Annotated in this window: 25 protein-coding genes, 1 tRNA gene and 1 riboswitch; of the genes, 11 read left to right on the top strand and 15 right to left on the bottom strand. The window is 63.3% G+C overall.

Features of this window, described 5'->3' with window-relative positions:
• Window positions 1-154 precede the first annotated feature (154 nt).
• From RFM52_RS20205 to RFM52_RS20215, 3 genes are all read left to right on the top strand, one after another.
• A complete protein-coding gene (locus tag RFM52_RS20205) occupies window positions 155-1,420 on the top strand; it encodes an ATP-binding protein (RefSeq protein WP_320297677.1) in 1,266 nt (421 codons plus the stop codon).
• 108 nt (window positions 1,421-1,528) lie between these two features.
• Entirely contained in the window at window positions 1,529-2,251 is a 723-nt protein-coding gene (phoU, locus tag RFM52_RS20210) for a phosphate signaling complex protein PhoU (RefSeq protein ID WP_320297676.1), read from the top strand.
• Window positions 2,252-2,337: 86 nt separating this feature from the next.
• Window positions 2,338-3,342, top strand: coding sequence for a magnesium and cobalt transport protein CorA (locus tag RFM52_RS20215; RefSeq protein WP_320297675.1), 1,005 nt, complete (start codon window positions 2,338-2,340; stop codon window positions 3,340-3,342).
• A 119-nt stretch (window positions 3,343-3,461) separates the two neighbouring features.
• Here RFM52_RS20215 and RFM52_RS20220 read toward each other — a convergent pair whose 3' ends face one another.
• Window positions 3,462-3,980, bottom strand: a complete 519-nt coding sequence (locus RFM52_RS20220) for a GcrA family cell cycle regulator (RefSeq protein ID WP_320297674.1) — start codon at window positions 3,978-3,980, stop codon at window positions 3,462-3,464.
• 357 nt (window positions 3,981-4,337) lie between these two features.
• On the opposite strand from RFM52_RS20220, the gene RFM52_RS20225 reads away from it, so the two are divergent.
• The 3 genes from RFM52_RS20225 to RFM52_RS20235 all read left to right on the top strand — a co-directional run bounded on the left by RFM52_RS20225 (window position 4,338) and on the right by RFM52_RS20235 (window position 7,617).
• The gene (locus RFM52_RS20225; RefSeq protein ID WP_320297673.1) at window positions 4,338-5,537 is read left to right on the top strand and encodes an aspartate aminotransferase family protein; all 1,200 of its coding nucleotides are present in this window, start codon (window positions 4,338-4,340) and stop codon (window positions 5,535-5,537) included.
• A 16-nt stretch (window positions 5,538-5,553) separates the two neighbouring features.
• On the top strand, window positions 5,554-6,465 hold the full coding sequence (argF, locus tag RFM52_RS20230) for an ornithine carbamoyltransferase (protein ID WP_320297672.1): 912 nt from the start codon (window positions 5,554-5,556) through the stop codon (window positions 6,463-6,465).
• Window positions 6,466-6,588: 123 nt separating this feature from the next.
• Window positions 6,589-7,617 carry an Hsp33 family molecular chaperone gene (locus RFM52_RS20235; protein WP_320297671.1) on the top strand — a complete coding sequence of 343 codons (1,029 nt, stop codon included), beginning with the start codon at window positions 6,589-6,591 and terminating at the stop codon, window positions 7,615-7,617.
• A 185-nt stretch (window positions 7,618-7,802) separates the two neighbouring features.
• On the opposite strand, the gene apaG is transcribed toward RFM52_RS20235, so the two are convergent.
• Window positions 7,803-8,195 carry a Co2+/Mg2+ efflux protein ApaG gene (gene apaG / locus RFM52_RS20240; RefSeq protein WP_320297670.1) on the bottom strand — a complete coding sequence of 131 codons (393 nt, stop codon included), beginning with the start codon at window positions 8,193-8,195 and terminating at the stop codon, window positions 7,803-7,805.
• A gap of 220 nt (window positions 8,196-8,415) precedes the next feature.
• On the opposite strand from apaG, the gene RFM52_RS20245 reads away from it, so the two are divergent.
• Window positions 8,416-9,558 (top strand): ceramide glucosyltransferase, encoded by a 1,143-nt coding sequence (locus RFM52_RS20245; protein WP_320297669.1) that lies wholly within the window; start codon window positions 8,416-8,418, stop codon window positions 9,556-9,558.
• A 45-nt stretch (window positions 9,559-9,603) separates the two neighbouring features.
• On the opposite strand, the gene RFM52_RS20250 is transcribed toward RFM52_RS20245, so the two are convergent.
• Window positions 9,604-10,794, bottom strand: a complete 1,191-nt coding sequence (locus RFM52_RS20250; protein WP_320297668.1) for an O-succinylhomoserine sulfhydrylase — start codon at window positions 10,792-10,794, stop codon at window positions 9,604-9,606.
• A gap of 56 nt (window positions 10,795-10,850) precedes the next feature.
• Window positions 10,851-10,928: riboswitch (SAM riboswitch) on the bottom strand.
• A gap of 116 nt (window positions 10,929-11,044) precedes the next feature.
• Here RFM52_RS20250 and RFM52_RS20255 point away from each other — a divergent pair.
• Window positions 11,045-12,139, top strand: a complete 1,095-nt coding sequence (locus RFM52_RS20255; protein WP_320297667.1) for a 2'-deoxycytidine 5'-triphosphate deaminase — start codon at window positions 11,045-11,047, stop codon at window positions 12,137-12,139.
• Window positions 12,140-12,177: 38 nt separating this feature from the next.
• Here RFM52_RS20255 and araD1 read toward each other — a convergent pair whose 3' ends face one another.
• The 4 genes from araD1 to chvE all read right to left on the bottom strand — a co-directional run bounded on the left by araD1 (window position 12,178) and on the right by chvE (window position 17,526).
• On the bottom strand, window positions 12,178-13,170 hold the full coding sequence (araD1, locus tag RFM52_RS20260) for an AraD1 family protein (RefSeq protein ID WP_320297802.1): 993 nt from the start codon (window positions 13,168-13,170) through the stop codon (window positions 12,178-12,180).
• Window positions 13,171-13,435: 265 nt separating this feature from the next.
• Window positions 13,436-14,731 carry a multiple monosaccharide ABC transporter permease gene (gene mmsB / locus RFM52_RS20265; RefSeq protein WP_320297666.1) on the bottom strand — a complete coding sequence of 432 codons (1,296 nt, stop codon included), beginning with the start codon at window positions 14,729-14,731 and terminating at the stop codon, window positions 13,436-13,438.
• The gene (gene mmsA / locus RFM52_RS20270; RefSeq protein WP_320297665.1) at window positions 14,728-16,260 is read right to left on the bottom strand and encodes a multiple monosaccharide ABC transporter ATP-binding protein; all 1,533 of its coding nucleotides are present in this window, start codon (window positions 16,258-16,260) and stop codon (window positions 14,728-14,730) included. The genes mmsB and mmsA overlap by 4 nt, the downstream gene beginning before the upstream one ends.
• Before the next feature lie 195 nt (window positions 16,261-16,455).
• Window positions 16,456-17,526 (bottom strand): multiple monosaccharide ABC transporter substrate-binding protein, encoded by a 1,071-nt coding sequence (gene chvE / locus RFM52_RS20275; RefSeq protein WP_320297664.1) that lies wholly within the window; start codon window positions 17,524-17,526, stop codon window positions 16,456-16,458.
• Between the two features lie 293 nt (window positions 17,527-17,819).
• On the opposite strand from chvE, the gene RFM52_RS20280 reads away from it, so the two are divergent.
• Complete coding sequence (locus RFM52_RS20280; RefSeq protein ID WP_320297663.1) at window positions 17,820-18,809, top strand: LysR family transcriptional regulator; 990 nt, start codon at window positions 17,820-17,822, stop codon at window positions 18,807-18,809.
• 104 nt (window positions 18,810-18,913) lie between these two features.
• The gene (locus RFM52_RS20285; protein ID WP_320297662.1) at window positions 18,914-19,252 is read left to right on the top strand and encodes a protamine-2 (modular protein); all 339 of its coding nucleotides are present in this window, start codon (window positions 18,914-18,916) and stop codon (window positions 19,250-19,252) included.
• 169 nt (window positions 19,253-19,421) lie between these two features.
• On the opposite strand, the gene RFM52_RS20290 is transcribed toward RFM52_RS20285, so the two are convergent.
• The 7 genes from RFM52_RS20290 to RFM52_RS20320 all read right to left on the bottom strand — a co-directional run bounded on the left by RFM52_RS20290 (window position 19,422) and on the right by RFM52_RS20320 (window position 24,533).
• A complete protein-coding gene (locus RFM52_RS20290) occupies window positions 19,422-19,901 on the bottom strand; it encodes a CatB-related O-acetyltransferase (protein WP_320297661.1) in 480 nt (159 codons plus the stop codon).
• 153 nt (window positions 19,902-20,054) lie between these two features.
• Window positions 20,055-20,939, bottom strand: a complete 885-nt coding sequence (locus tag RFM52_RS20295; protein WP_320297660.1) for a hypothetical protein — start codon at window positions 20,937-20,939, stop codon at window positions 20,055-20,057.
• A gap of 68 nt (window positions 20,940-21,007) precedes the next feature.
• A tRNA-Gly gene (locus RFM52_RS20300) sits at window positions 21,008-21,081 on the bottom strand.
• Window positions 21,082-21,137: 56 nt separating this feature from the next.
• Window positions 21,138-22,574 carry a sensor histidine kinase gene (locus RFM52_RS20305; protein ID WP_320297659.1) on the bottom strand — a complete coding sequence of 479 codons (1,437 nt, stop codon included), beginning with the start codon at window positions 22,572-22,574 and terminating at the stop codon, window positions 21,138-21,140.
• Window positions 22,571-23,245: a response regulator transcription factor gene (locus RFM52_RS20310; protein WP_320297658.1), complete on the bottom strand. Its 675-nt coding sequence runs from the start codon at window positions 23,243-23,245 to the stop codon at window positions 22,571-22,573. Before RFM52_RS20310 ends, RFM52_RS20305 begins: the two co-directional genes overlap by 4 nt.
• Before the next feature lie 103 nt (window positions 23,246-23,348).
• Window positions 23,349-23,732 carry a hypothetical protein gene (locus RFM52_RS20315; protein WP_320297801.1) on the bottom strand — a complete coding sequence of 128 codons (384 nt, stop codon included), beginning with the start codon at window positions 23,730-23,732 and terminating at the stop codon, window positions 23,349-23,351.
• Between the two features lie 186 nt (window positions 23,733-23,918).
• Window positions 23,919-24,533, bottom strand: a complete 615-nt coding sequence (locus RFM52_RS20320) for an outer membrane protein (RefSeq protein ID WP_320297657.1) — start codon at window positions 24,531-24,533, stop codon at window positions 23,919-23,921.
• Between the two features lie 374 nt (window positions 24,534-24,907).
• Between RFM52_RS20320 and RFM52_RS20325 the strand changes: the two genes are divergently transcribed.
• On the top strand, window positions 24,908-25,177 hold the full coding sequence (locus RFM52_RS20325; RefSeq protein ID WP_181166832.1) for a DUF6460 domain-containing protein: 270 nt from the start codon (window positions 24,908-24,910) through the stop codon (window positions 25,175-25,177).
• A 12-nt stretch (window positions 25,178-25,189) separates the two neighbouring features.
• Here the strand turns inward: RFM52_RS20325 and RFM52_RS20330 are convergent, their stop codons facing one another.
• Complete coding sequence (locus tag RFM52_RS20330; RefSeq protein ID WP_320297800.1) at window positions 25,190-26,092, bottom strand: histone deacetylase family protein; 903 nt, start codon at window positions 26,090-26,092, stop codon at window positions 25,190-25,192.
• Window positions 26,093-26,140: the final 48 nt, after the last annotated feature.

A 26,140-nucleotide genomic window follows, 5' to 3' on the forward strand; every position in this document is an offset into this window, starting at 1 on the left:
AGCGCAACGCGCATTCGGACGCAAAAACGCTGTAGCATTTTGATTTTGCGCATGAACCTTCGCGAAAATCGATCCTGATTTTCAGGGTCCCATGCGTCAGGCCGGTCCAGCGAGTTGCTGGCCGTTCGAACGGGATGCGGGGTGGCGCGGGCCTATGGCAGAGACGGGCGCGGGACAAGACAACAAGAGGCAAGCCTTGGCGGCGCGGCTGTCACGCAACCGCTGGCTGCTTGGCGCGGGTGTTCTCGCGGTCCTTGCCGTTTATTTCTTCGCCGGCGCCTCCTTCTATGTGCTGGTGCTGGCCCTGGCCGCGCTGGCGACCGCGGCGATGTTGCCCGCGGATGCCGAACGCCAGCCGGCCGATACGGGAGCAGCGATCGAGGCAAGCGGGCTGCAGCGGCTCTCCGGCGAGTATCTGGCGGCCGCGGTCGCCGATCCGCTCATCATCTTCGATCATTCAGCGGCCATGGTTCACGCCAATGCCGCCGCCTTCGCCGCCTTCGGCGGGCTGGCGCCCGGGATGTCGCTGGCTTTGAAGTTTCGCGCGCCGGAAATGCAGGCGCTGCTCGACGGCATCCTGTCAGGGCAGGTCGCCGCCGATGCGGTCGACTATACCGAGAAGCTGCCTGTGGAACGGACATATCGGGTCAGCGCGTCCACGGTCGGCCATGCCACCGGCCTTTACGTGCTGGTGTTCAAGGACCAGAGCGAGACGCGGCGCATCGATCGCATGCGGGCCGATTTCATCGCCAATGCCAGCCATGAGCTGCGCACGCCGCTCGCCTCGATCGCCGGCTTCATCGAGACGCTGCGCGGGCCGGCCCGCAACGATCCGGCGGCGCGCGACCAGTTCCTGCAGATCATGCAGAACCAGACCGGCCGCATGGCCCGCCTGATCGACGATCTGCTTTCGCTGTCGCGGTTGGAGATGAAACCCTATCTGAGGCCGGGCACGGAGGTCGATCTTCGCCAGACGATCGACAGCGTCATCGATTCCCTCGCGCCGCTGGCCCGCGAGAACGGCATCGTCATCGAGCGGGAGTTCGCCGATGGGCCGCTCGTCGTTCCCGGCGACCGCGACGAACTGTTCCAGGTTTTCGAGAATCTCCTCGAGAACGCCTGCAAATACGGCCAGTCAGGCGGGCACGTCACCGTATCGATTGCCGGCGCTGAGGACGAGGAGCAGCCGGGCTTCGACGTCACGATAAGGGACTATGGTCCAGGCATTGCCGAAGAACACATCCCGCGCATCACCGAGCGCTTCTACCGCGTCGATGTCGAAAACAGCCGCACCCAGAAAGGCACCGGGCTTGGCCTTTCGATCGTCAAGCATATATTGACCCGTCATAACGCAAGATTGTCCATCAAGTCGGAAGTCGGCAAGGGCGCGGCGTTCACGGTTCATTTGCCGGCTCGCTGATCGTGTACAGGTTGCCAACCGGGATTTTCTTCTTTCTGTCATGCGGTTCGCGTATCAGCGACGGATTGAGGGAACGCACCAGCCGGTAAAAACCGGGAAGGCATATCCATGCAGTCCGTCCATATCGTCAGTGCCTATGATGAAGAGCTGAAGTTCCTGTCGAAGCGCATCGCCGCGATGGGCGGGCATGCCGAGCGCATGGTCGAACAGGCGGTCGCGGCGTTGGTGAATGTCGACCATGGCCTCGCCCAGAAGGTCATCCAGGACGATTTCGTCCTCGACGAGGGCCAGCGCGAGATCGACGACAAGGCCATCATCATCATCGCCAGGCGCCAGCCGATGGCGACCGACCTTCGCGAGATCGTCGGCGCGATCCGCATCTCGGCCGACATCGAGCGCGTCGGCGACTTGGGTAAGAACGTCGCCAAGCGCGTCGCTTCGGTCGACGGCCGCCAGCCGAACAGCCTTTTTCGCGGCCTGGAGGCGCTTGCCAACCTTGCGCTGACGCAGCTCAAGGAAGTGCTCGACGTCTATGCCTCGCGCTCGGTCGAGAGGATCGGCTTGGTGCGCGACCGCGACGACCAGATCGACGCCATGTACACCTCGCTGTTCCGCGAGCTTTTGACCTACATGATGGAAGATCCGCGCAACATCACGCCCTGCACGCATCTTCTGTTCTGCGCCAAGAACATCGAGCGTATCGGCGACCATGCCACCAACATCGCCGAGACGATCTATTACATCGTCACCGGCGACCAGATGCCGGCCGACCGGCCGAAAGGCGACAAGACCGACAAGGTCGTACTTCCCGGCGCGGTGCCGGCTAAGTGAACGGGTGCCTCTCGAACGGCTTCCTGATTTAGGCTAAGCTTCTCCGGGCACAGCGATTTGTCAGTCGCAGTCTCGGGAGGTTTGCGATGGAACAAGTTCGGAACCTGACCCCGGCCCCAACGTCGGGCATCATTGCATCCAGCGTCTATTCGGGCGGCAAGCGCGTCGCCGATATCGCCGTCGAGCAGGCCGGGGAATGGGCGGCAAGACCCGGCCATGTCGTCTGGATCGGCCTGCTCGAGCCCGACCGCAACCTGCTGCTCAGGGTGCAGGCGCAGTTCCACCTGCATGACCTGGCGATCGAGGACGCCGAGCATCCGCATGCGCGCCCGAAGATCGAGCAATATGGCGACGCCCTCTTCATCGTCGCCCGCACCGCGCAATTGATCGACGGCCGCGTCACGTTCGGCGAGACGCATCTGTTCGTCGGCACCGGCTACATTGTCAGCGTCCGGCACGGCCCGTCGACCTCTTACGCCGCCGTGCGCCAGCACTGGGAGAGCTGCCCGCATTCGCTCGCCAAAGGCGAGGATTTCGTCCTCTACGCCATCCTCGATTTCATCGTCGACAATTATATGCCGGTGTTGGAGCAGATCGAGGACGAGGTCGAGGCGATCGAGGACAAGGTGCTTTTGAAGCCGATGACCGGCACCGATATCGAGCGGCTCTACATGCTGCGCCGCGATCTCTTGCGCCTGCGCAATGCGGCGCTGCCGCTGGTCGAGGTCTGCCGTCGGCTGACCAGCGCCGAGCTGCCGCAGATCCATGCCGCCATGCATCCGTTGTTTCGCGACGTGACCGACCACATCCGCACCGTGCAGGAAAAGATCGATAGCCTGCGCGAGGTCCTGGCCTTCGCTTTCGAAGCCAGCCTGCTCGTCGGGCAGAGCCAGGAAACCGCTATCTCCAAGAAGCTCGCCTCATGGGCCGCCATCCTGGCGGTTCCCACGGCTTTCGCCGGCATCTACGGCATGAACTTCTCCGACATGCCGGAATTGAAGATGGAATATGGCTATCCCATCATCCTGCTGGTGATGGCCTCGATCTGCTCATTCCTGTACTGGCGGTTCAAGAAGAACGGGTGGCTGTGAGCGGCAGCGAATAGGGAGTAGCGAATAGGGAACAACGAAAAAACGGCTTGCTCCCAGTCACAGAAGCCAAGCCGTTCTATTCGCTATTCGCTATTCGCTATTCGCTATTCGCTATTCGCTCAGCGCGCCCTACGGCGCTCCCCCGCCGGCTGGAACGCAACACGGGAGTGGTACTTGCAGTACGGTCCCGTTTCGGCGGCGTCGTTGCCGCAGAAGTTGAAGTCTTCCGAGAGCGGATCGCCGTTCGGCCATTTGCAGGTGCGTTCGGTCAGCTCGACGAGCTGCAGATGCCGCGAGATCGGCACGACCACGTTCTCGACCGGGCGGATATAGTGGCGCGCGACCGGCTCGGCGTCGAACTGCACCTGCAGCGCGGTGGCGCCGATGGTGGCCGTCACATGACGCGTGGCGCTTGCGGCGCGGGTCACCGATTTCTGCATCGAGGCGCCTTGCGTCGCCTTTTTCTGGCGCGCCGGGGCGGCCGTCGCGCGGCCGCGGCCCGACAGCTTCAGGCGATGCACCTTGCCGATGACGGCATTGCGGCTCACTCCGCCAAGCTGTGCGGCAATCTGGCTGGCGCTCAGACCCTCCGACCACAATTTCCTGAGAAGTTCTACCCGCTCGTCAGTCCAGTTCATGAGACCGCGCTCCTGCTGAAGCGTGCGGCAGCCAGAATCCTTTCCCGAGCCGGCTCTCGCCGGGCAAACGACACCACATGTACCGGGTGATTTAGGTCCGCCGCACGAAATATAGTTATTTCTCGACTACAATTACCTTATGCGCTGACTCGGTGACAAGAGTCCCCAGGGCAACACCGATTCGGTTTTTACGGTTTTCCCCAACTTGCCTGACCACTGATGGGCCGGCATGTCGCCAGGAGTTGCCACGCGCTTGTGCGTGACGTTTTCGTTGACTTCATGGCCGAAAAACATGATAAGCCGCAAAGGCCGCCGCATTGGCGGCTTTTTTGATTTCCGGTTCCGGAGACGCATATAATGAGCGGTTCGGCGCTTTACGAGACCTTTGCTCGCGCACCCCTGGCTTTCGACCGCGGGGAGGGGACCTGGCTGGTCACCGACAAGGGCGAGCGATATCTCGACTTCGCGGGCGGCATCGCCGTGAATTCGTTGGGCCACAGCCATCCGCATCTGGTCGCGGCGCTCACCGAGCAGGCCGCCAAGCTGTGGCACGTCTCCAACCTCTATGAGATCCCGGAACAGCGCCGGCTGGGCGAGCGGCTGACCGAAGCGACCTTTGCCGACAAGGTGTTCTTCACCAATTCCGGTGCCGAGGCGCTGGAATGCGCCATCAAGACGGCCAGGCGCTATCATTTCGTCAAGGGCCAGCCTGAGCGTTTCCGCATCATCACCTTCGAGGGCGCCTTCCACGGCCGCACGCTGGCGACGATCGCCGCCGGCGGCCAGTACAAATATCTCGAAGGCTTCGGCCCGAAGGTCGAAGGCTTCGACCAGGTGGCTTTCGACGACATCGACGCCGCTGAAAAGGCGATAACGCCGGAGACGGCGGCGATCCTGATTGAGCCGGTCCAGGGCGAGGGCGGTATCCGTCCGGTGCCGACGCAATCGCTGAAGCGGCTGCGGCAACTCTGCGACAAGCATGGCCTGCTGTTGATCTTCGATGAGGTCCAGTGCGGCATCGGCCGCACCGGCAAGCTGTTCGCGCATGAGTGGACGGGCGTCACGCCCGATTTGATGGCGATCGCCAAGGGCATAGGCGGCGGCTTTCCGATGGGCGCCTGCCTTGCCACGGACGAGGCGGCGACCGGCATGACGGCCGGCGTGCACGGCACCACCTTCGGCGGCAATCCGCTGGCGATGGCGGTCGGCAACGCCGTGCTCGACGTCGTGCTGGCCGACGGCTTCCTCGAGGACGTGCAGCGCAAGGCGTTGCTTTTGAAACAGGGTCTGGCCGCGGTCGCGGACGAATTTCCCGATGTCGTCGAGGGCATCAGGGGAATCGGCCTGATGCTCGGCCTGAAATGCGCCATGCCCAACACCAAGGTGAACATGGCGCTGCGCGATCAGCACCTGCTTGCCGTGCCGGCGGGCGACAACGTCATTCGCCTCCTGCCGCCGCTCACCGTCACCGACGAGGAGATCGGCGAGGCGCTGAAGCGCATTCGCGGCGGCGCCAAGGGCCTGACCGATGCGATTGCGGCCGAAGCCGCGAAATAACTTCTGGAACCTGCCGATGAGTGTTCGCCACTTCACCGATCTATCCGCCGTTTCCGCGGGCGACCTGCGCGTCATGCTCGACGACGCGGTGGCGCGAAAGACCAGGCTCAAGGCTGGCGAGCGTTCAAAACCGCTTGATGGCAAGGTGCTGGCCATGATCTTCGACAAGCCGTCGACGCGCACGCGCGTGTCGTTCGATGTCGGCATGCGCCAGCTCGGCGGCGAGACGATCATGCTGACCGGCACCGAGATGCAGCTCGGCCGTTCGGAGACCATCGCCGACACGGCAAAGGTGCTGTCGCGCTACGTCGACGCCATCATGATCCGCACCACCTCGCATGACCGGCTGCTGGAGCTCACCGAGAATGCCACCGTTCCGGTCATCAACGGGCTGACCGACGACACGCATCCCTGCCAGCTCATGGCCGACATCATGACCTATGAGGAGCATCGCGGTCCGGTGGCCGGCAAGACCTTCGCCTGGACCGGCGACGGCAACAATGTGCTGCATTCGCTGCTCGAAGCCTCGGCACGGTTCCGCTTCAATCTCAATGTCGCGGTGCCGGAGGGCAGCGAGCCTTTCGAGAAATATGTCGACTGGTCGAAAGCCAATGGCGGCAAGGTCCGGTTTTCCCGGTCCGCCGAGGAGGCCGTCGACCATGCCGACTGCGTCGTCACCGACAGCTGGGTCTCGATGGGCCAGGAGCATCGCGCCCGCGGCCACAACGTCTTCCTGCCCTATCAGGTGAATGCTGCGCTGATGGCGAAGGCCAAGCCCGATGCGTTGTTCATGCATTGCCTGCCGGCGCATCGCGGCGAGGAGGTCACCGACGAGGTGATCGACGGGCCGCATTCGGTGGTCTTCGACGAGGCCGAGAACCGGCTGCACGCCCAGAAGGCGGTGCTGGCCTGGTGCCTGGGCGTTTGAGAAGGGCCGACCTGACCGCTTCTGGCCTGATCGGGGTCAACTTGATCTGGGGATATGTGATGCCTATTTGCGGGCCATCACGTAAATTGAACGCGCTTCGACGCATGCGGCTCATCGGGTTGCATGGCTGCGCCCCGGAGTTTTGTCATGTTGGAAACCCATACCTTGGCTGAGCATAGACCCCAACTCGGTGAATTCGGCTTCGCCGGCGACGATCACGTCGTACCTTACGAGGTCGCGCCGCTCGATGTGCGCGGCCGCACCGTGCAGCTCGGGCCGATGCTCGACGCTATCTTGAGCCGCCACGATTATCCCGAGCCGGTCGCCCGCCTTTTAGCGGAAGCCTGTGTGCTCACCGTGCTGCTCGGCACCTCGCTGAAGTTCGAAGGCAAGTTTATCCTGCAGACCCGTACCGACGGTCCGGTGGACATGCTGGTGGCTGATTTCTCGACCCCGCATGCGCTGCGCGCCTATGCGCGCTTCGACGCCGACCGGCTGCAGGCGCTGATCGCCGCCGGCGAGACCTCGCAGCAGACGCTGCTCGGCAACGGCGTCCTGGCGCTGACCATCGACCAGGGCGCGCATACGCAGCGCTACCAGGGCATCGTCCAGCTCGACGGCACCTCGCTCGAGGATGCCGCGCGCACCTACTTCCGGCAATCGGAGCAGATCCCGACCGAGATCAAGATGTCGGTCGCCAAGCTGGTCACGCCCGGCCCGGGCGGCGCGCGCGAGCAGTGGCGCGCCGGCGGCATCCTGGCGCAGTTCCTGCCGCAATCGCCGGAGCGCATGCGCGTTCCCGATATTTCCGGCGGCGACGGTGATCCGCGCGACGTCGCGGACCACCCGGCCGACAATTCCTGGCAGGAATTGCTGGCGCTGCTCGGCACCATCGAGCCGACCGAGCTGATCGACCCGACGGTGGGCGCCGAGCGGCTGCTCTACCGGCTGTTCCACGAACATGGCGTGCGCGTCTTCCGCGGCGTGCCGGTCGCCGACCAGTGCTCCTGCTCGCGCGAGAAGATCCACGGCATCCTTGAAGGCTTTTCGGCGCAGGAGATCAAGGACTCGACCGAGGACGGCGGCATCCACGTCGCCTGCGAGTTCTGCTCGACGCAATACGACTTCGACCCGGCCGAGTTCGCGAAGTAAGCTCTTCCTTCTCCCCGTTTCACGGGGAGAAGGTGCCCGAAGGGCGGATGAGGGGTGGCGCTGACGTCGGTAAAGAGGCCACCCGCCGTGGCGTCGCTGTCATCTGCCTGAAAGAAATCTCAAAGCCCGGCGCTGTTCCTCATTGCCCTGCCGGGCATTTCTCCTCGTAAACGGGGAGAAAGAGGCTAATTCACCGTCCGCCTTGTCCCCGGCATATCGAGCGAGAACGCCGGAATGGCGATATCGAACGTCTCGCCGCGGCCGTTGCGCATCGTGTAATGGCCGACCATGATGCCCGACGGCGTCGAGAGCGGGCAGCCCGAGGTATACTGATAGCTGTCGCCGGGATTGAGCTCCGGCTGGTCGCCGACGACGCCGGCGCCGCGCACCTCCTCGACCCGGCCCCGACCGTCGGTGATATGCCAGTAGCGCGACAGAAGCTGCACGAAATCGTCGGAGCGGTTGTCGATCGTCACCTGGTAGCCCCAGACATAGCGGTTCTCGGACGGATCGGATCGGTCCTCCAGGTAGAAGGGCCTGACCAGCACTTCGATGTTGCGCGTCACTGCGCGATACATGGGCCACTCCGGTTGCCGCCGCGGAATATATGTCACGCTCCGCTCTTAGTAGACGTAGCGCCGACCATCCTGCCAGCCTTGTAAGCGCAGGTGCCGAAAAACAATGTCATTTAAGTGACATACGACAATGTTGGTGTGCACAAACCGCGCCGGGCGACTCGGGCGCTCTGTCGACTGATGAAACGGCCGCATGCGGCCTTTCGGGAGTGACCAGATCTCGATGGAACTGACTATCGCAGCCGGCCTGGCTTCGTCAGCCCTTCTCCTTTCCAATCTCGCCAGCATCGTGCTCGCCTCCTCGCGGCTCGAACGGCGGCGTGTCATAGCGCCGCCCGCTGGCGCGCAGCCGGTCTCGATCATCGTGCCGGCGCGCGGCGTCGAGCCGTTCACGCAGGAGACCTTGCAGCGCGCCTTCTCGCTCGACTGGCCGCGCTATGAGCTGATCTTCTGCGTCGCGCATGCCGAAGACCCGGTGGTCAGGCTGATCGATGCGGCGATGGCGCGCTACCCGGAGGTTCCGGCGCGGCTGCTGATCGGCGACGACCGCATCAGCGCCAATCCCAAGCTCAACAACTGCGTCAAGGGCTGGCGGGCGGCCAGGCACGATTGGGTCATCCTTGCCGATTCCAACGTGCTGATGCCGAGGGACTACGTCCAGCAGCTGATGGCGGCATGGCGCGCGGACACCGGCCTCGTCTGCTCGACGCCGATCGGCTCGCGGCCGGACGGGTTTTGGGCCGAGGTCGAATGCGCCTTCCTCAACACGCTGCAAGCGCGCTGGCAGTATGCCGGCGAGGCGCTCGGCCTCGGCTTCGCCCAGGGCAAGAGCATGCTGTGGAACAAGCCGATGCTGGACGCCAATGGCGGCATCCAGGCTTTGGCCGCCGAGATCGCCGAGGATGCGGCAGCCACCAAGCTGGTCAACAGCCTGGGGCTCAACGTCAATCTCGTCACTTCGCCTTTCGAGCAGCCGCTCGGCCAGCGCCGGTTCGCGGAGATCTGGTCGCGCCAGACGCGCTGGGCGCGGCTGCGCCGGGTCACGTTCCCGCTGTTCTTCGCGCCCGAGATTCTCACCGGCGCCGCGATGGCGCTGCTGCTGGCGCTGATTGCCGCTGCAAGCGCCGGCGTCAGCCTGCCTTCAACAGCCTTGTGCGTGCTGGCGATCGCCTACCTGCCGGAATGCCTGCTGGCTTCGGCCAAGGGCTGGTACCTGTCGCCGCGCACTGTCACCGCGATGATCGTGCGCGACGCGGTGCTGCCCGCCATCTGGGCGCGCGCCTGGTTCGGCGGCGCCGTCGAATGGCGCGGCAACGCCATGACCATCCGCACCAAGGCGGCGACCGAACTGGAAGAGCTCGCCTGAGCCGATTGCGGCTTAGGCGCGCTTAATCTGGCGCCAGGTGGGCTGTTACTTCGCCGCCTTCAGTGCCTGCGCGATGTCCTCCAGCAGATCGTCGGCGTCCTCCAGGCCAACCGAAAGCCTGAGCGTGCCTGGCCCGATGCCTAGCTCTGCCCGCGCCTCGTCGCTCAGGTTCTTGTGCGTGGTCGTCGCCGGGTGGGTGATCAGGCTCTTGGCGTCGCCGAGATTGTTCGAGATCAGCACGATATCGAGCGCGTTCTGGAAGGCGAAGGCCGCCTGCTTGCCGCCCTTGACGTCAAGGCAGATCAGCGTCGAGCCGCCCGACATCTGCTTCTTGACGATGTCGGCCTGCGGATGATCGGCGCGGCCCGGATAGATGACGCGGGCGATCTCCGATCGGCTTGCGAGGCAATCCGCGATCTTGCCGGCGCTCTCGGTCTGCTGGCGCACGCGCAGCGGCAGCGTCTCCAGCCCTTTCAGCAGCGTCCAGGCGTTGAAGGGCGACAGGCTCGGGCCGGTGTGGCGGAAATAGTCGTGCAGGTTCTCGTCGATCCATTTCTTGTCCGACAGGATGACGCCGCCGAGGCAGCGGCCCTGGCCGTCTATGTGCTTGGTCGCCGAATAGACGACGATATGAGCGCCGAGCTGCAGCGGCTTCTGCTGCAGCGGCGTGGCAAAGACATTGTCGACGATCAGCCTGGCGCCGATCGAATTGGCGAGCTTGGCGACCGCGGCGATGTCGACCACTTCCAGCGTCGGATTGGTCGGGCTCTCGAGGAAGAACAGCTTGGTGTTCGGCCTTACCGCCTTTTCCCAATTGGCGATGTCGGTGCCGTCGACCAGCGTTGCCTGGATGCCGTAGCGCGGCGCCAGCGTCTCGACCACCCAGCGACAGGAACCGAACAGCGCGCGCGCCGCGACGATATGGTCGCCAGCCTTGGCGCTGCAAAGCAACGCCGCCGTTACCGCCGCCATGCCGGAGGCCGTGGCGCGGGCATCCTCGGCGCCTTCCAACGCGCACATGCGCTTTTCGAACATGTCGACGGTCGGGTTGGCGTAGCGTGAATAGATGAAGCCCGGCTCCTCGCCCTTGAAGCGGGCCTCCGCGGCCTGGGCCGTCTCGTAGACATAGCCCTGCGTGAGATACATCGCCTCGGCGGTCTCGCCGAATTGGGAACGCAATGTCCCGCCATGCACGAGTGCCGTCTGAGGTTTCCAGTTACGCTTCTTGGTGCTCATAGCCCTGCTTCCAGACACAAAAAAACCGGCCGCGAAGTCGCAACCGGTCCATATAGCCTTGCGGCTCGACGGTCCTTTAGCGACTTGTTTAACGTGGCTGCAAGCCGACCGGCCAAATCACCACGGGATAACGACCCTTTAGACCCGCGCCGCGCTTGCGTCAATTGCCGGCTTCATTAAGAGGTTTGTACCAGCCGGGCGGCAAGAGCCTGCTCAGGTCCTCGCCCGGCCTTGTGAACGGAGCCAGCCTTTGCGGCAGACAGGCATTCTTCCGGATCAGGACATCGCGGCGCTGTTCGACGCCAAGGCGCTGAAGTCGCCGCGCGCGCTGGATGCCGATCAGATCCAGCCGGCCAGCCTCGATCTCAGGCTCGGCGACAAGGCCTATCGCGTGCGCGCCTCCTTCCTGCCGGGGCCTGATCATCTGGTCGCCGACAAGCTCGAACGGCTGAAGCTGCACGAGATCGACCTCACCGGGGGCGCGGTGCTGGAGACGGGCTGCGTCTACATCGTGCCGCTGATCGAAGGCCTGGCGTTGCCCTCGAATGTGTCTGCTTCCGCCAATCCGAAGAGCTCGACCGGGCGCCTCGACATCTTCACCCGGGTGATGACCGATCGCGGCCACGAGTTCGACAAGATTGCCGCCGGCTATCACGGCCCGCTCTATCTCGAAGTCAGTCCGCGCACCTTCCCGATCGTCGTGCGGGCCGGCTCGCGGCTGTCGCAGATCCGCTTCCGCACCGGCAACGCGGTGCTCTCGGAGAACGAGTTGCGCGACCTTCATCGCGCAGAGATGCTGGTCGCCACCGAGCCGCCCAATATTTCGGGCGGCGGCATTGCGCTTTCCATCGACCTCGACGGCGACAAGGACGGCCTCGTCGGCTACCGCGGCAAGCATCACACCGGGCTTGTCGATGTCGACAAGCGCGCCGCGCAGGATGTCGTCGATTTCTGGGAGCCGATCTACAAGAGCGGCGCTGGCGAACTGGTGCTCGATCCGGACGAATTCTACATCCTGGTCTCGCGCGAAGCCGTGCATGTGCCGCCGCTCTACGCCGCCGAGATGACGCCTTTCGATCCGCTGGTCGGCGAGTTCCGCGTCCACTATGCCGGCTTCTTCGATCCGGGCTTTGGCCACTCCGCCGCCGGCGGCAGCGGCAGCCGCGCCGTGCTCGAAGTGCGCAGCCACGAGGTGCCTTTCATCCTCGACCACGGCCAGATCGTCGGCCGTCTCGTCTACGAGCATATGCTGAAGCGGCCGCAGGCGCTTTACGGCACCGATCTCGGCTCGAACTATCAGGCGCAGGGCCTGAAGCTCTCCAAGCATTTCAAAGCAGCCCGCTGAAGCTGCCGATCTCCCCCACAAGGGGGGAGATCACCCAATCATAACGCCTTCACCGCCACCTTCACCGGCTTTTCGATCTCCAGTGGATTGCGCAGCGGCAGGCCGAAATCCGGCGCCTCGATCTCGAACGTATCGCCGGCCTCCGTCTGGACGCCGTCGGCGAAGGAGAGCGTCGCGGTGCCGAACATGTGCACATGCACGTCGCCCGGCTGGCGGAAGGCCGAATATTTGAAATGGTGGTGCTCGAGATTGGCGATGGTGTGCGACATGTTCGCTTCGCCCGACAGGAACGGCTTTTCCCACAGAAGCTTGCCGTCACGCCAGATGCGCGATGCGCCGCGGATGTCGGCCGGCAGGTCGCCGATCAGGATTTCGGGGCCGAACGAGGCGTTGCGGAGCTTGGAATGGGCGAGGAACAGATAGTTCACCCGCTCCGTCACATGGTCGGAGAACTCGTTCGACAGCGTGAAGCCGACGCGGAACGGCGCGCCGTCGTCGCCGATCACATAGATGCCGGCGATCTCCGGCTCCTCGCCGCCATCCTGCGCGAAGGCGGGCGACACCAAAGGCGCGCCGGGGGCCACCGCCATCGTGCCGTTGCCCTTGTAGAACCATTCCGGCTGCACGCCGACCTGGCCCTTGGCCGGCTTGCCGCCTTCGAGCCCCATGCGGAACATCTTCATGGAATCGGTGAGGTGCTCCTCGCCGTCATTGAGCTTCTTGTGCATGGAATCCCGCGTCGCCGCCGAGCCGAGATGCGTCAGCCCCGTGCCGGTGAGATGCAGATGCGCGGGATCTGGATGGTTGATCGGCGAGACCAGCCTGCCCCTCTTGTAGGCGGCATCGAGATCAACCGTCTCGCCATAGCCCTTGCGTTCGATCAGCGCCTCGAGGCCTGTGCCGGTGCGGGCGGCCTCCATCGCCAGCGAATAGACGCTGCGCGCGCCGTTGATGACCCTGGTTTTGCCGCCGCCGTTGCGGGCGACGACGCGGATCGTCTCGGCGTCGTCGAGGATCTGGGAGATCAGCATGTTTGAATCCTCTCTCATTTTGTCGGCCGCCTGTGGGCAAGCCTTACCCTGCGCGGCATGGAGAAATCCCCGCCACGGTTGAAATTCTTCGTCCGGATTGCGCTCGCGAGCACGGTCCTTGCCTGGACTTCCCGGCGCCGGCGGGTTTGCCGGCAGCCCCGCGATCTGGAACCCGTATGCCTCCTGAACTTTGTTCCGGCCCTTAAGCCCTGTTTTGATGCATGTCGTTTCCCCAAAACCGCTAAGCGCTTTTGGGCGACATGCACTAAGCCTTGTTCTTGTTGTAGACGTCGAAGATCACGGCGCCGAGCAGCACCAGGCCCTTGACCACCTGCTGCCAGTCGACATTGACGCCCATGATCGACATGCCGTTGTTCATCACGCCCATGATGAAGCCGCCGACCACCGCGCCGATCACCTGGCCGACGCCGCCCATTGCCGAGGCGCCGCCGATGAAGACGGCCGCGATGACGTCGAGCTCTGAGCCGAGACCCGCCGCCGGCACGGCCTGGCCGAGGCGCGCCGCGATGATCAGGCCGCCGAGCGCCGACAGCACGCCCATGTTGATGAACACCATCAGCGTCAACCGCTCGGTGTTGATGCCTGAGAGCTGTGCGGCCTTGGCGTTGCCGCCCATGGCGTAGATGCGGCGGCCGATGGTCATGCGCTTGGTGACGAAGACGAACAGCGAGATAAGCACGCCCATCACCAGCAGCACCACCGGGAAGCCCCTGTAGCTGGCGAACTGGAAGACCAGGAACAGCGCCAGCGCGCCGCCCACCAGCGTCTTGATGACGAACAGCGGGAAGGGCTCCGCCTCATAGCCGTGGCGCTCGCGCTTGCGCCGCGTCCTGAAGCCGAAATAGGCGTAGGCGAGCACCCCGACCAGGCCGAGCACGACCGTCGTCATATGCAGGGTGAGGCCGCTGCCGAGGATGGTCTTGCCGGCCGCGTTCACCGTCGGCGGGATCAACGTCAGCGGGCCGATGACGTCCGGGATGAAGCCGGAGCTCAGCGCCTTGAAGCTGTCCGGCAGCGGGCCGACCGACGAGCCGCCGCCAAGCAATGCCTGGCAGATGCCGCGGAAGATCAGCATGCCGGCCAGCGTCACGATGAAGCTCGGTATCTTGTGATAGGCGATCCAGTAGCCTTGCGCCGCGCCGATAAGCGCGCCGACGACCAGGCAGACGATCGAGACCACCAGCGGATTCGAGAATATGCCGAGCGGCCAGATGACCATCATCATAGCCGCGAGCGCGCCGATGAAGCCGGCGACCGATCCCACGCTGAGGTCGATATAGCCGGAGACGATCACCAGGAGCATGCCGAGCGCCATCACGATGATGAACGAGTTCTGCTGCACCAGGTTCGAGAGGTTGACCGGTTTGAACAGCGTTCCCGACGTCGTGTACTGGAAGAACAGCATGATAACGATCAGCGCGATGATCAGGCCGTACTCGCGCAAATTCGTCGTCAGCGCCGAGACCGCGACGCGCGGACCCTGCTGCTTGACGTCTTCGGCGATGCCGCTCTGCGGCGCGGGAGAGGTTTCTGTGCTCATGATGCTTTTCCTTCTCCCCGAACGATGGCGCGCATGATCTTCTCCTGGCTGGCGTCGCTCGCCGCCATTTCGCCGACGATGCGCCCTTCGGTCATGACGTAGATGCGGTCGGTGATGCCGAGCAATTCCGGCATTTCCGACGAGATGACGATGACCGCTTTGCCTTCGGCGGCAAGGCGGGCGATGATCGTATAGATTTCGTATTTGGCGCCGACGTCAATGCCGCGGGTCGGCTCGTCGAGGATCAGAACTTCGGGATCGGCGAACAGCCATTTCGACAGCACCACCTTCTGCTGGTTGCCGCCCGAGAGATTGCCGGTCAGCTGGTAGACGCTGGAGGCGCGGATGTTGGTCTTCTTGCGATAGTCGTTGGCCACGCTCATCTCGCGCATGTCGTCGATGACGCCGCGGCTGGAAACACCGGACAGGTTGGCCAGGGTCACATTGTGCTTGATGTGGTCGATCAGGTTGAGGCCATAGGTCTTGCGGTCCTCGGTGACATAGGCGATGCGGTTTTCCACCGCCTTGCTCACCGATGAGAGGTCGATCGGCTTGCCTTCAAGCAAGACCTCGCCGGTGATGTGCCGGCCGTAGGTGCGGCCGAACAGGCTCATCGCGAATTCGGTACGGCCGGCGCCCATCAGTCCGGCAATGCCGACCACCTCGCCCTTGCGCACATTGAGATTGATGTTCTTGATCACCTGCCGCCCGGCATGGATCGGGTGGTAGACCGACCAGTTCTTCACTTCGAAGACGACCTCGCCGATCTTCGGCTCGCGCGGCGGGTAGCGGTCGTCGAGCGAACGGCCGACCATCGAGGTGATGATGCGGTCTTCCGAGATGTCTTTTCGCGGCAAGGTCTCGATGGTGCGCCCGTCGCGGATCACCGTCACCTTGTCGGCGACGCGGTTCACCTCGTTGAGCTTGTGCGAGATCAGGATCGAGGTCATGCCCTGGCGCTTGAACTCGAGCAGGAGGTCGAGCAGCGCCTGGCTGTCCTTTTCGCTAAGTGAAGCCGTCGGCTCGTCGAGGATCAGGAGTTTCACTTCCTTGCTCAGCGCCTTGGCGATCTCGACCAGCTGCTGCTTGCCGACGCCGATATTGGTGATCAGCGTCTTGGGGTCTTCGTTGAGCCCGACCTTCTTGAGCAGGGCAGCCGTTCGCGTCTCGTTGGCGTCCCAGTCGATGACGCCGTAGGTGGCGTGCTCATTGCCGAGGAAGATGTTTTCCGCGATCGACAGCATCGGCACCAGCGCAAGCTCCTGGTGGATGATGACGATGCCGATATGCTCGCTGTCGTGGATGCCTTTGAAATTGCATTCCTGGCCGCGAAAAACGATCTGGCCGTCATAGGTGCCGGATGGATAGACGCCCGACAGCACCTTCATCAGCGTCGACTTGCCGGCGCCGTTCTCGCCGACGACGGCGTGAATCTCACCTTCCTCGACGCTGAGATTGACGTTCGACAACGCCTTCACGCCGGGGAACGTCTTGGTGATGTCGCGCATCTCCAAAATCGTCGAGGCCATCAGGATCTGCTCCCTGGCGCACGGCTCCCAAATCGGCATCGATCGTGGAAAGGCCCATGCGCGAAATCAACATACTGCAGTCTGGTTCGCGCCGCGACGGCGCATCGCTGCAGAAGCCGGCAAAAACAATACCGGGCTCGCTTGTGAACGAAAAGGGGTCCTGCGGTCGCGCAGGACCCCTTCCTGTGGGCTGGATTACTTCAGCTCGTCGGCCTTGATGTAGCCGGAGTCGACGACCAGCTTCTGATAGTTCGACTTGTCGACCTCAACCGGCGTCAGGAGGATCGAGGGAACGACCTTGACGTCGTTGTTGTAGGTCTTGGTGTCGAGGCCCTCAGGCTTGCCGCCGGAGAGCACCTTGTCGACCAACTCCACGGTCGACTTGGCCAGCTCGCGGGTGTCCTTGAACACCGTCGAATACTGCTCGCCCGAGATGATCAGCTTGACCGAGGCGGTTTCGGCGTCCTGGCCGGTCACGATCGGCCAGGGCTGGGCGTCGGTGCCGTAGCCGACGGCGCGAAGCGAGGCGGTGATGCCGCGCGACAGGCCGTCATAGGGCGACAGAACGCCATCGACGCGGCTGCCGTCCGAGTAGTTGGCCGAAAGCAAATTGTCCATACGCGCCTGCGCGGTGGCGGCGAGCCAGCGCAGCGTGCCGACCTTGTCCATGCCCATCTGGCCGGACTTGATCTTGATCGAGCCGTCATCGATCAGCGGCTGCAGGACCGACATGGCGCCATTGTAGAAGAAGAAGGCGTTGTTGTCGTCCGGCGAGCCGCCGAACAGCTCGACGTTCCACGGCTTGGTGTTCGGGAAGCGCTCCTTGAGGCCCTTGACCAGCGAATTCGCCTGGATCACGCCGACGCCGAAATTGTCGAAGGTGGTGTAGTAGTCGACATTCTTGGTCTTCTTGATCAGGCGGTCATAGGCGACGACGACGACGCCGGCATCGTTGGCCTTCTGCAGCGCGTCGGCCATGGTGGTGCCGTCGATCGAAGCGATGATCAGCGCCTTCGGGCCCTTGGTGATTTCGTTTTCCAGCTGGCTGAGCTGGTTCGGGATGTCGTCCTGCGCATATTGCAGGTCGACGGTGTAGCCGAGCTTCTCGAGCTGAGACTTGACGGCGTCGCCGTCGTTGATCCAGCGCTGCGAGGTCTTGGTCGGCATCAGCACGCCTATGAGGCCCTTGTCGGCGGCGTGCGCCGAATAGCTCATGGCGGCAATGCCAAGGGCCGCCACGGCGGCCAGCGTCTTGATGATCTTCACGATTACTCTCCCTGGTTGATGGACGCGACACCTCGGGGCTTCGCGGGCCGCGCGGTCGGACAGGAGCGCTGGCGCGCCTCCGCCGACTTTATCGATCTCCGGTATCCTCCCAATCGGTCCCGCGACGCAGTTTCAATCGATACGAATTTGCTCGTTGCCGACTGCTGCGCCTCGGAACGCGGGAAGGGTGGGTCCCTTTGACATAACTGTCAAATGCGATCTTTGCTGGTTGCTATATCGAAGCTGATATAGCTTAAGGGACTGACAGCAACCCGGACAAGAGATCAAAAATAATGGCGGCATTGCGCGATCCCGATGCGATTTCAGGGAGTTACGAGAAGTTGCCGGGAGACGGCGAGACGCTGCTGCGCAGCGGCCTCAGTCTTCGCCATATGCGTATGATCGCCGCGCTGGACGATCACGGACGGGTAAGCGCCGCCGCCCAGGTCATGAACATCTCCCAGCCGGCCGCCTCGCGAATGATCGCCGAGATGGAGGCGGTGCTCGACGTGAAGTTGTGCGAGCGGCTGCCGCGCGGCGTGACGCTGAACCCTTACGGCCAGGCGCTCGCCCGGCGCGCCCGCTCGATTCTGCTCGAGATGCGGGAGGCCGATCGCGAGATTTCCGAGCTCAAGGCCGGCAAGGGTGGCTCGGTCTTCCTGGGCGCCGTGACGGCGCCGGCGATCGAATTGGCCGTGCCGGCGATCCGCGAGATCCGCCGCATCTATCCGCGCATCGAGATCACCATGCAGGTCGAGACCTCGAACGTGCTCGCCCGCGAGCTGATCGCGTCGCGCCACGATTTCATCATCGCCCGCATCCCCGACGACCTCAATCCGCGGCTCTTCGAATCGCGCGTCATCGGCGTCGAGAAGGCCTGCCTCATCGTGCGCCGCGGCCACCCCTTGGCGAGCGGCAGGATGGTGCGGCTGGAGGAGACGGCAAGCTATGACTGGGTGTTCCAGTCTGGCGGCTCGCCGCTGCGCCAGGCGATGGAAAGCAACTTTTTGAACCGCGACATCCCGTTGCCCGACCGCATCCTCAACACCTCTTCGCTGCTGCTCACCTTGGTGATGGTGGCGCAGTCGGATGCCATCGCACCTGTCTCGATCCAGGTCGCCAAGTTCATTCAAGGCGGCGATGGGCTCGCCGGCGCGATCGACGTCGTGCAGACCGAATTCGACATCGAAGTCCGGCCCTACAGCCTGATCACGGTCAAGAACCGCGTGCTCTCGCCCGCCGCGAAGATGCTGCACGACTTCATCTTGCGCGAAGTTGGGTAATGGAACGAGAATGCTACTTGTACGTTCAAACCGATCGGTCGCTCGCTGGAGCCCGTTGCGGGTAAGGGAAGAGCCGCCGATGCTCAACAGCTCGGGAGGTTTTGATGGAACGTCGATTGTTTCTGACTGGAATGCTTGGCGTTGCGGGGGCGGCGGCACTGGCAAGCCTGGCCGGACCTGGCAAGGCGGTTGCCGGTATTCCCGCCGGCAACGGAATTCTGGACGAGCTCGACAAGCCGGACAATGCAGTCTTCGACGGTGACGATCAGCCCGAGGTGGATCTGGTTTCCCACCACCGTCACTATCACGGAGATTGGCGCTGGCGCCACCGCGGGCGTCGCCGTCGGCGCGGGTGGAGGCATGTCTGCCGCCGCGTCTGGCGTCATGGCCGCTGGCGCCGTCGCTGCTGGCGCGAGCGCTACTGGATCAACATCTGGCTGTAGTTCAGGCGCGCAATCGCCTTTGAGGGGATGGGTCTTGCACGATTATGCGAGACCCATCCCTGACAGTTATCGGCTGCCGCCTGTTTCGCCGCCGTATTTCTCGGTTTTTCTCGGCTCAGCTTCGGAAACGATGCCCGTTCTTTCGATGTCGCATGGAGCTGTTGATTATTTACGCCGCCCGATACTTCGAGACGAATTCGGAGACCGAGGCGTGGAAATCGGGCATCGCCGCTTCGATTTGATTGTCGTTCCAATCCCACCAGCGGATGGCCAGAAGTCCTTCAACGATTTTCGGCTCAAATCGATGCCGGATTAACTTCGCAGGGTTACCTGCAACCACGGCATATGGCTCGACGTCCTTCGAGACCACTGCGCCGGCGCCAACGACTGCGCCGTCACCTATCTTTACACCCGACAAAACAATGGCGCGTGAACCGATCCATACGTCATTGCCTATCGTGATCGGCCCCTTTGCGATGTCCCGTGTGGGCGATCCGAACTGGTCAGAGCCTGGAAAAGGATAGCTAGACACCAAAGACATCGGATGCTCGCCGGCAGCGATAAAAAGTACGCCGGCAGCGATCGAGCAATAGTTTCCAATGCTGACAGGCGCTTCTGCGGTCGCCTGGAAAATGTTTCCGAAGTCCACGCCATAGGTCTTTCGGCCTATGGTGACATGCCTGCCAGGGTACGGTTTTCGCAAACCCAGTCTTGTCCGAAGCTCTCTAAACATCGCCATAACGCGTCGATAGCGTGAACTGATCGACCAGTACAGTTACCCCGACCGTCTGGAGCAGTCGAATTATGCAGGCAGAGCCATCAAGGTATCCAGGATCCTGCGTCGCTTGAGCTCAAGCAACTGCCGGCGGCGCGCTGTTGCCATATCAATGTCGGTCGTGTAGCGGCTCTCATGAAGCCAGTTGTCAATGCGCTCGAAAAGCGCTTCGTCCATTGCCGTGTCGGTCGCGACGGCGATACGCTCATAGTCGGCCTTGCACAGGTCTTCGTCGCTGAGTTGACGGTATAGACAGCGCCAGTTCAGGCCGCCAGTATCAAACCCATCAAGCCAATCTCTACCGAAGTTGAGCCGGTCTGTCGGCAACCTATCCAGGTTGAAGAAGGCAAAACCGGGCCATAGGTACCAGCGCTCACCCGGCGCGATTCGAACCAATCCGGCGACTCTGGCCCGATCCAACATGCGAAACGGGTCTGTCCTTTCGGTGGGGAAAATATCGTGATCCAGAACACCGACCATCGAAGGTCGGTTTGCAAGGACGATGTTCTTCCAAGCCCAATTCAGCGCATAGCCGTGCGATTTGCCTCCATCGATCTCTCGTACGATCCATGGGTTTGCCGGCACTGCCGCGAAAGCAACATTGGCCTTCGCGCAGATATCGCGAATAGCATCTCTTGCCGACAGGTCAGTTGAGTTGTCGGCAACCACATGGATCGCTTCCGGAACGTATCTTGCGACAAGTTTGGTTTGCCAATCGATCACTTGGGCATCGTTGAAACTGATCGTGACCAAGACTCTTCGGTTGCGGATAGTGGTAAGAGGCACCGGGCCAGCAGTCCTGGCCAGCGCGATCCGCTCCCGAACCTGATAACGCGCATGATTCTTGCGGTCGACCAACGGTCGTAGTCTGAACCATTCCCGAATAGTGTATTTCGACAGGGCGCGCGGCATGCTTCGCTTTTATACTTCCGCGCAACAACCGCAAGCTGCTCCAACCGGCTCAGAGTTTCACTGCAAGTTGGAGCGGGTAGCGGGAATCGAACCCGCGCGTTCAGCTTGGGAAGCTGACAGGCTACCATTACATCATACCCGCGCGAGCCCTCGTTACCATGATGGCCGGGCCTCAAGCAATCGGCAAAGCGGAACCACTTACGACGGCAAGGTGGGCAGTTCCATGCGCACCCAGGCACCTGCCGATGCGCCGCTCAGTATCCTGACGCTACCGCCATGCAGCTCCGCGATCCGCCGGGCAAGGTTGAGGCCGAGGCCGGCGCCGCGCGACTGCGGTTGCAGCCGGTAGAAGGGCTGGAATACATTCTCCCGTTCTGCCGGCGGGATGCCCGGGCCTTCGTCGCGCACCTCCATGCCGCCGTTTTTGTCGACCGCGACGGTGATCGTGCCGGCCCCGCCGCCATGGTCGATGGCATCGCGCAATAAATTGGCCAGGGCGCGTTCGATCTGCGAGCCGTTCCCCCGGACATGAACCTTCTCTTGGGGCGCCGGCTCGAAGGCAAGGTCGTAGCCGGCCTCGATCGCGAGCGGCGCGAAATCGGCGGCGACCCGGCGGCCGAGTTCGACCAGATCGACGATCTGGCGCTCGTCGGCCGGGCGTTCCAGCATCTGATGATCGAGCAATTGCTGGGCAAGGTGCGACAGCCGCTCGATGTCCTGCAGCAGGCGCTCGCTTTGCGGCTCCTTCGTCAACAGTTCCGCCCGCGTGCGCAGGATAGCTATCGGCGTGCGCAATTCATGCGCGGCGTCCGTCAGGAAGCGGTTGTGCTGGTCATAGCCATGGGCAAGGCGCGCCAACGTCTGGTTGAAGGCCCGCACCAGCGGCGCGATCTCCTGCGGCACGCGCTGCACCGGCAATTGCAGGCCGCGCGTGTTGATGTCGATACGGGCAGCCTGCTCGGCGGTGTCGACGAGTCCGGCGAACGACCTGCGCACCACGGCCGGTGTCGTCACCAAAGTTGTGATGCCCATGACCACGATGATGGGCAAAAGCAACATGGCGATGATCAGCGCCAGCGCGGGCAGGGCTCGCTCCCAGTTCCGGCTGCCGTCGGGATTGTGAGCGACGTCGATCGTCGCCGATATATTGATCTCCAGCCCGTCGGTCTCGCCGCGCGATGACCGTGTCGAGGTGATGACCTGCACCAGACCGGCCTTGGTGGCGACGTTTTCGACATAGGCTTCGGGCCTAGAATCGTCCTTGGCGAATTCAAGGGTCGCGCGGTCTACTCCATCCAGCAGATCGCCTGGCGTCTTGGTATAGACATCGGGAACGGCGCCTGCACGGAGGCTTTGGCCCTTGCCGTCGCGGATAATGTACCAGAGGTGGGGGAACCTCTCGCGGAATTGGCGAAGCTCTGCCGTTTCGCGCACCACCAGGCCACCCTCATCGTTGCGCTCGACAGCATTCTTCAACGCTGCGACGGCCGCCTCATTGTCGACCAGCCAGTGCGGATTGGAAATCCATAGCGCCGCAGCGCAAAGCGCGATGAAGATCGCAAGCATCGCCGCCTGCAACAGGATCAACCGCCGCACCAGCACCCATTGCAGCGAACGTGTCCGCCGCTGCCTCACGGCAAGGTCCTGAGAAGATAGCCGATGTTGCGGATGGCGCGGATCTCGACGCCCGCGGCGGCCTCTTCCAGCTTGCGGCGCAGCCTGGAAATATGCGCGTCGAGCGCGTTCGAACCGATCTCGTCATCCAGCGAATAAACGGCCTCTTCCAGCGTCCGGCGCATCACCGTCCGGCCCGGCCGCCGGATCAGCGTTTCCAACACCAGCCGCTCGCGCCGGGGCAAGTCGAGAGCCTTGTCGTCCACCAGCGCTTCGCGGTCGCGAAAATCATAAATTAAGCAGCCGACCTCGATGCGGTCGGCGCGCAAGGTGAACTGGCGGCGGTGCAGCGCGCGCAGCCGCGCCACCAGCTCCTCGGTGGCGAAGGGTTTCACCATATAATCGTCGGCGCCGGCATTGAGCCCGACGACACGGTCGTTGATGCCGGCCAGCGCCGTCAGCGCGATCACCGGCGTATCGACATTCATGGCGCGCAGGCGCGGAATGAGATCGAGGCCCTCGCCATCGGGCAGACGGCGGTCGAGCACGATCGCATCATGCGTCCCGACCTTGGCCATGATCTCGGCGTCGGCCAGCGTCGCGGTGCGGTCGACGATGAAATCCTGTCGCTCCAGCGCCGTCTTGAGCACCGACGCCATTTCCGGCTCGTCCTCGATCAGCAGGATACGCATGTCCAGTCTCCGTCAGCGTGGCGGCAGCACCGCACGCGGCCATGGGGTGGGCTAGGGCCTTGAGCGTCGGTGGGCAAGAGCCAGCCAGCCGTTTGCGATCGCGTTACTCGCACTCCAGCTTCGGCTTGCGGAAATTCGTGATGAACCAGCGACCACCCGAGGAGCGCGCGTAGAAGGTGTAAAAGCATTCCTGACGCTCGACATAGCCGGGCGCCTCGGTCTCCTCATATTCGGTGCCGTGCTTGGTATGTCGGACCTCGCCGCTCGATGAGCTGGAGACCACGTTGGTAGAGACCTTGCGCCACTGATAGGCGCGCTCGCCCGGGCCGAGCTCGACGACGGTTGTCGGTGGGCCGTAATCGAGGACGACCGACTCGACTGGCTGTCCGACATAGTTCTTCATGATGTCGGAGGCGCAGGCCGACATGCCGATGAGCGCCGCGGCGAAGAAGGCCTTCAGCGCCAGGTTGAGGCCTCTGCTTGTCATGAACATGATCTGATTCCTGGGATAGTGATGCGCTCCGGCAGCTAGGCCACGAAAATTGCATCGACATTACGCGGGCGTCCGTTGGCTCCGGCCGCTTCTGCGATGGCGGAGAAAGGCAGTTTCCCGCGGTGGAGATCGGCGGGGATCGGGCCGCCGCGGAAAACTGGTCTCCGGCGTTCCCAGGCCCTAGAAGCGGTAGTTGATGCCGGCCTTCAGTTCCTGGCTGCCTATATCGGTCTTCGCTTTGCCGAAGGCCGATCTCGTTTCCACGTCGGGCGTGCGGATATAGTCGTATTCGATCTTGGCGGAGAGGCCGCCGGCAAAGGCCTGCTCGACGCCGGCACCGACCAGATAGCCGAGCTTGCGGCTGTCGGTGTCGCGTACGCCGCCTGCCTTGTCGAATGTCGTCATGGCCAGGCCGGCAGTGCCGAAGACCAATGTCTGGTCGAAGGCAAGGCCAGCCTTGGCCTTGGCGGCGGCGCGCCATTTCTCCTTGATCTTGCCGCCCTCGACATTGTGTTCGGCGCCGCCCAGATAAGAGCCTTCGAGCTCGGCGCCGAAGACGGCGGGCCCTGTCTGTATGTTGTAGCCGGCCTGCACGCCGCCGCTCCAGCCATTCCGGCCGGCGAACGGGTTGGGCATCTTGGTGAAGGCGGTTCCGCCATGGACGCCGACATAGGCGCCGCTCCACTGGAAAGCCGGCGGATCGTTGTAGGCGGGCGACAGGTCGGCGGCCATCGCCGCTCCACCGAGACAGGCGGCGAAAGCCGCCGCCAGGGCAATCTTGGTTCGATAAAACATGCTCAATACTCCAAACGCATGCGCAGGACAGGGCCATGCGCGGATTGACCAGTGGAGCTGGCTCCTGGGATGACCGCTCCGGTTCGCTTGTCTTTTGCGGGCAATAGAATCCCGTGCCGCAAGGCGCCTGTCTTGCGACCCGAACTTCCGGTGCGACACGCTGCTCGAAAGACGGGACCTATCTGTCAGGTGAAAATTGCACGCACATTGCGCGGGCCGGATAGGTGAAGATTTTTCTGTTTATTTTCAGCAATTTGCTGAATTTTTGTTTACGCAAAATTAAGCACTGCCTGGCGGTCGCGCAGCTTGCTGGCGGGCGACCGAGTGCGTATCTCTGATGTCGCGCTGCCGAATCAGGCGGCTCGAACCGGAGAATGGCCTTGTCCGCACTGACGCGCTTTCTTGGCGACACGCCGCTCAGGGTGTTCCTGAAGCTGCTCGTGGTCTCCTTCCTCGTCGGCCTCGTCATGCATGCCTTCGGCTGGTCGCCGATGGACGTCTTCTATGGCATCCGCCAGTTCTTCGTCGATTTGTGGAATCTCGGCTTCCACGCCATCGACCGCTTCCTCGGCTATATCCTGCTCGGCGCGGCGATCGTCGTGCCGGTGTTCATCCTGCTTCGGATCGCCAGCTACAGGAAATAGCCCGGCCTGGCATCACGCGTATCGGGATGCGACCTCGAACAGGATGGCGTGGCGCGCCGCCAGCGCCGGCACGTCGGTCGAATAGCCGCCGCCGATGACGCCGCAAAGCGGCACGCCCTGCTTGCGAAAATGGCCGATGACCATGTCTTCGCGGGCGGTGAGGCCGTCGTCGCTCAGCGCCAGCCGGCCGAGCCTGTCCTCGGCATGAACGTCCACGCCGGCGTTGTAGAAGACGAGGTCCCAGCGCCTTTTCCCGGATAGTTCCGGCAGGATGGCGGCGAGCCGCTCGAGATAGGCGTCGTCGCCGGTGCCGTCCGGCAAGGCGACGTCGAGGTCGGAGGCGATCTTGCGCACCGGGTAGTTGCGCTCGCCATGCATGGAAAAGGTGAAGGCGCGCGGTTTGTCCTTGAGGATATCGGCCGTGCCGTCGCCCTGGTGCACGTCGAGATCGACAACCAGGACATTTTCGACGGCGCCTTCGGCCAGCAGCGCCAGCGAGGCGACGGCGACATCGTTGAAGGTGCAGAAGCCGGCGCCGTGCGCGCGCCTGGCATGATGGCTGCCGCCGGCGGCGTTGCAGGCAATGCCGTGTTTCAGCGCCAGCCTGGCGGCCAGCACCGTGCCCGCCGTAGCGAGCTGTGCCCTCAGCGACACGCGCGGACCGACCGGAAAGCCGATCTCGCGCTCTATCTTCTCCGGCACCTGGCAGGCGATCACCTGGTCGACATAGTCGGCCGCGTGCGCAAGCTTCAGCCTTGCGGTCGGCGCTGGTTCCGGCATCCAAAGCGCGTCCGGCTTGGCCAGCCCACGCATGCGCAAGGCCGCCATCAAAAGCGGATATTTGCTCATCGGAAAGCGATGGTTGACGGCGAAGCCGGCGTCATAGTCTGGGTGATGGACGATCTGCAGCGGCATGGATCGGGAGGTCTGAGCCAAGTCTGAAATTCGGTTGGCAGTCCGGCG

The sequence above is a fragment of the Mesorhizobium humile genome, assembly GCF_033977215.1.
Taxonomy (GTDB): Bacteria; Pseudomonadota; Alphaproteobacteria; order Rhizobiales; family Rhizobiaceae; genus Mesorhizobium; species Mesorhizobium humile.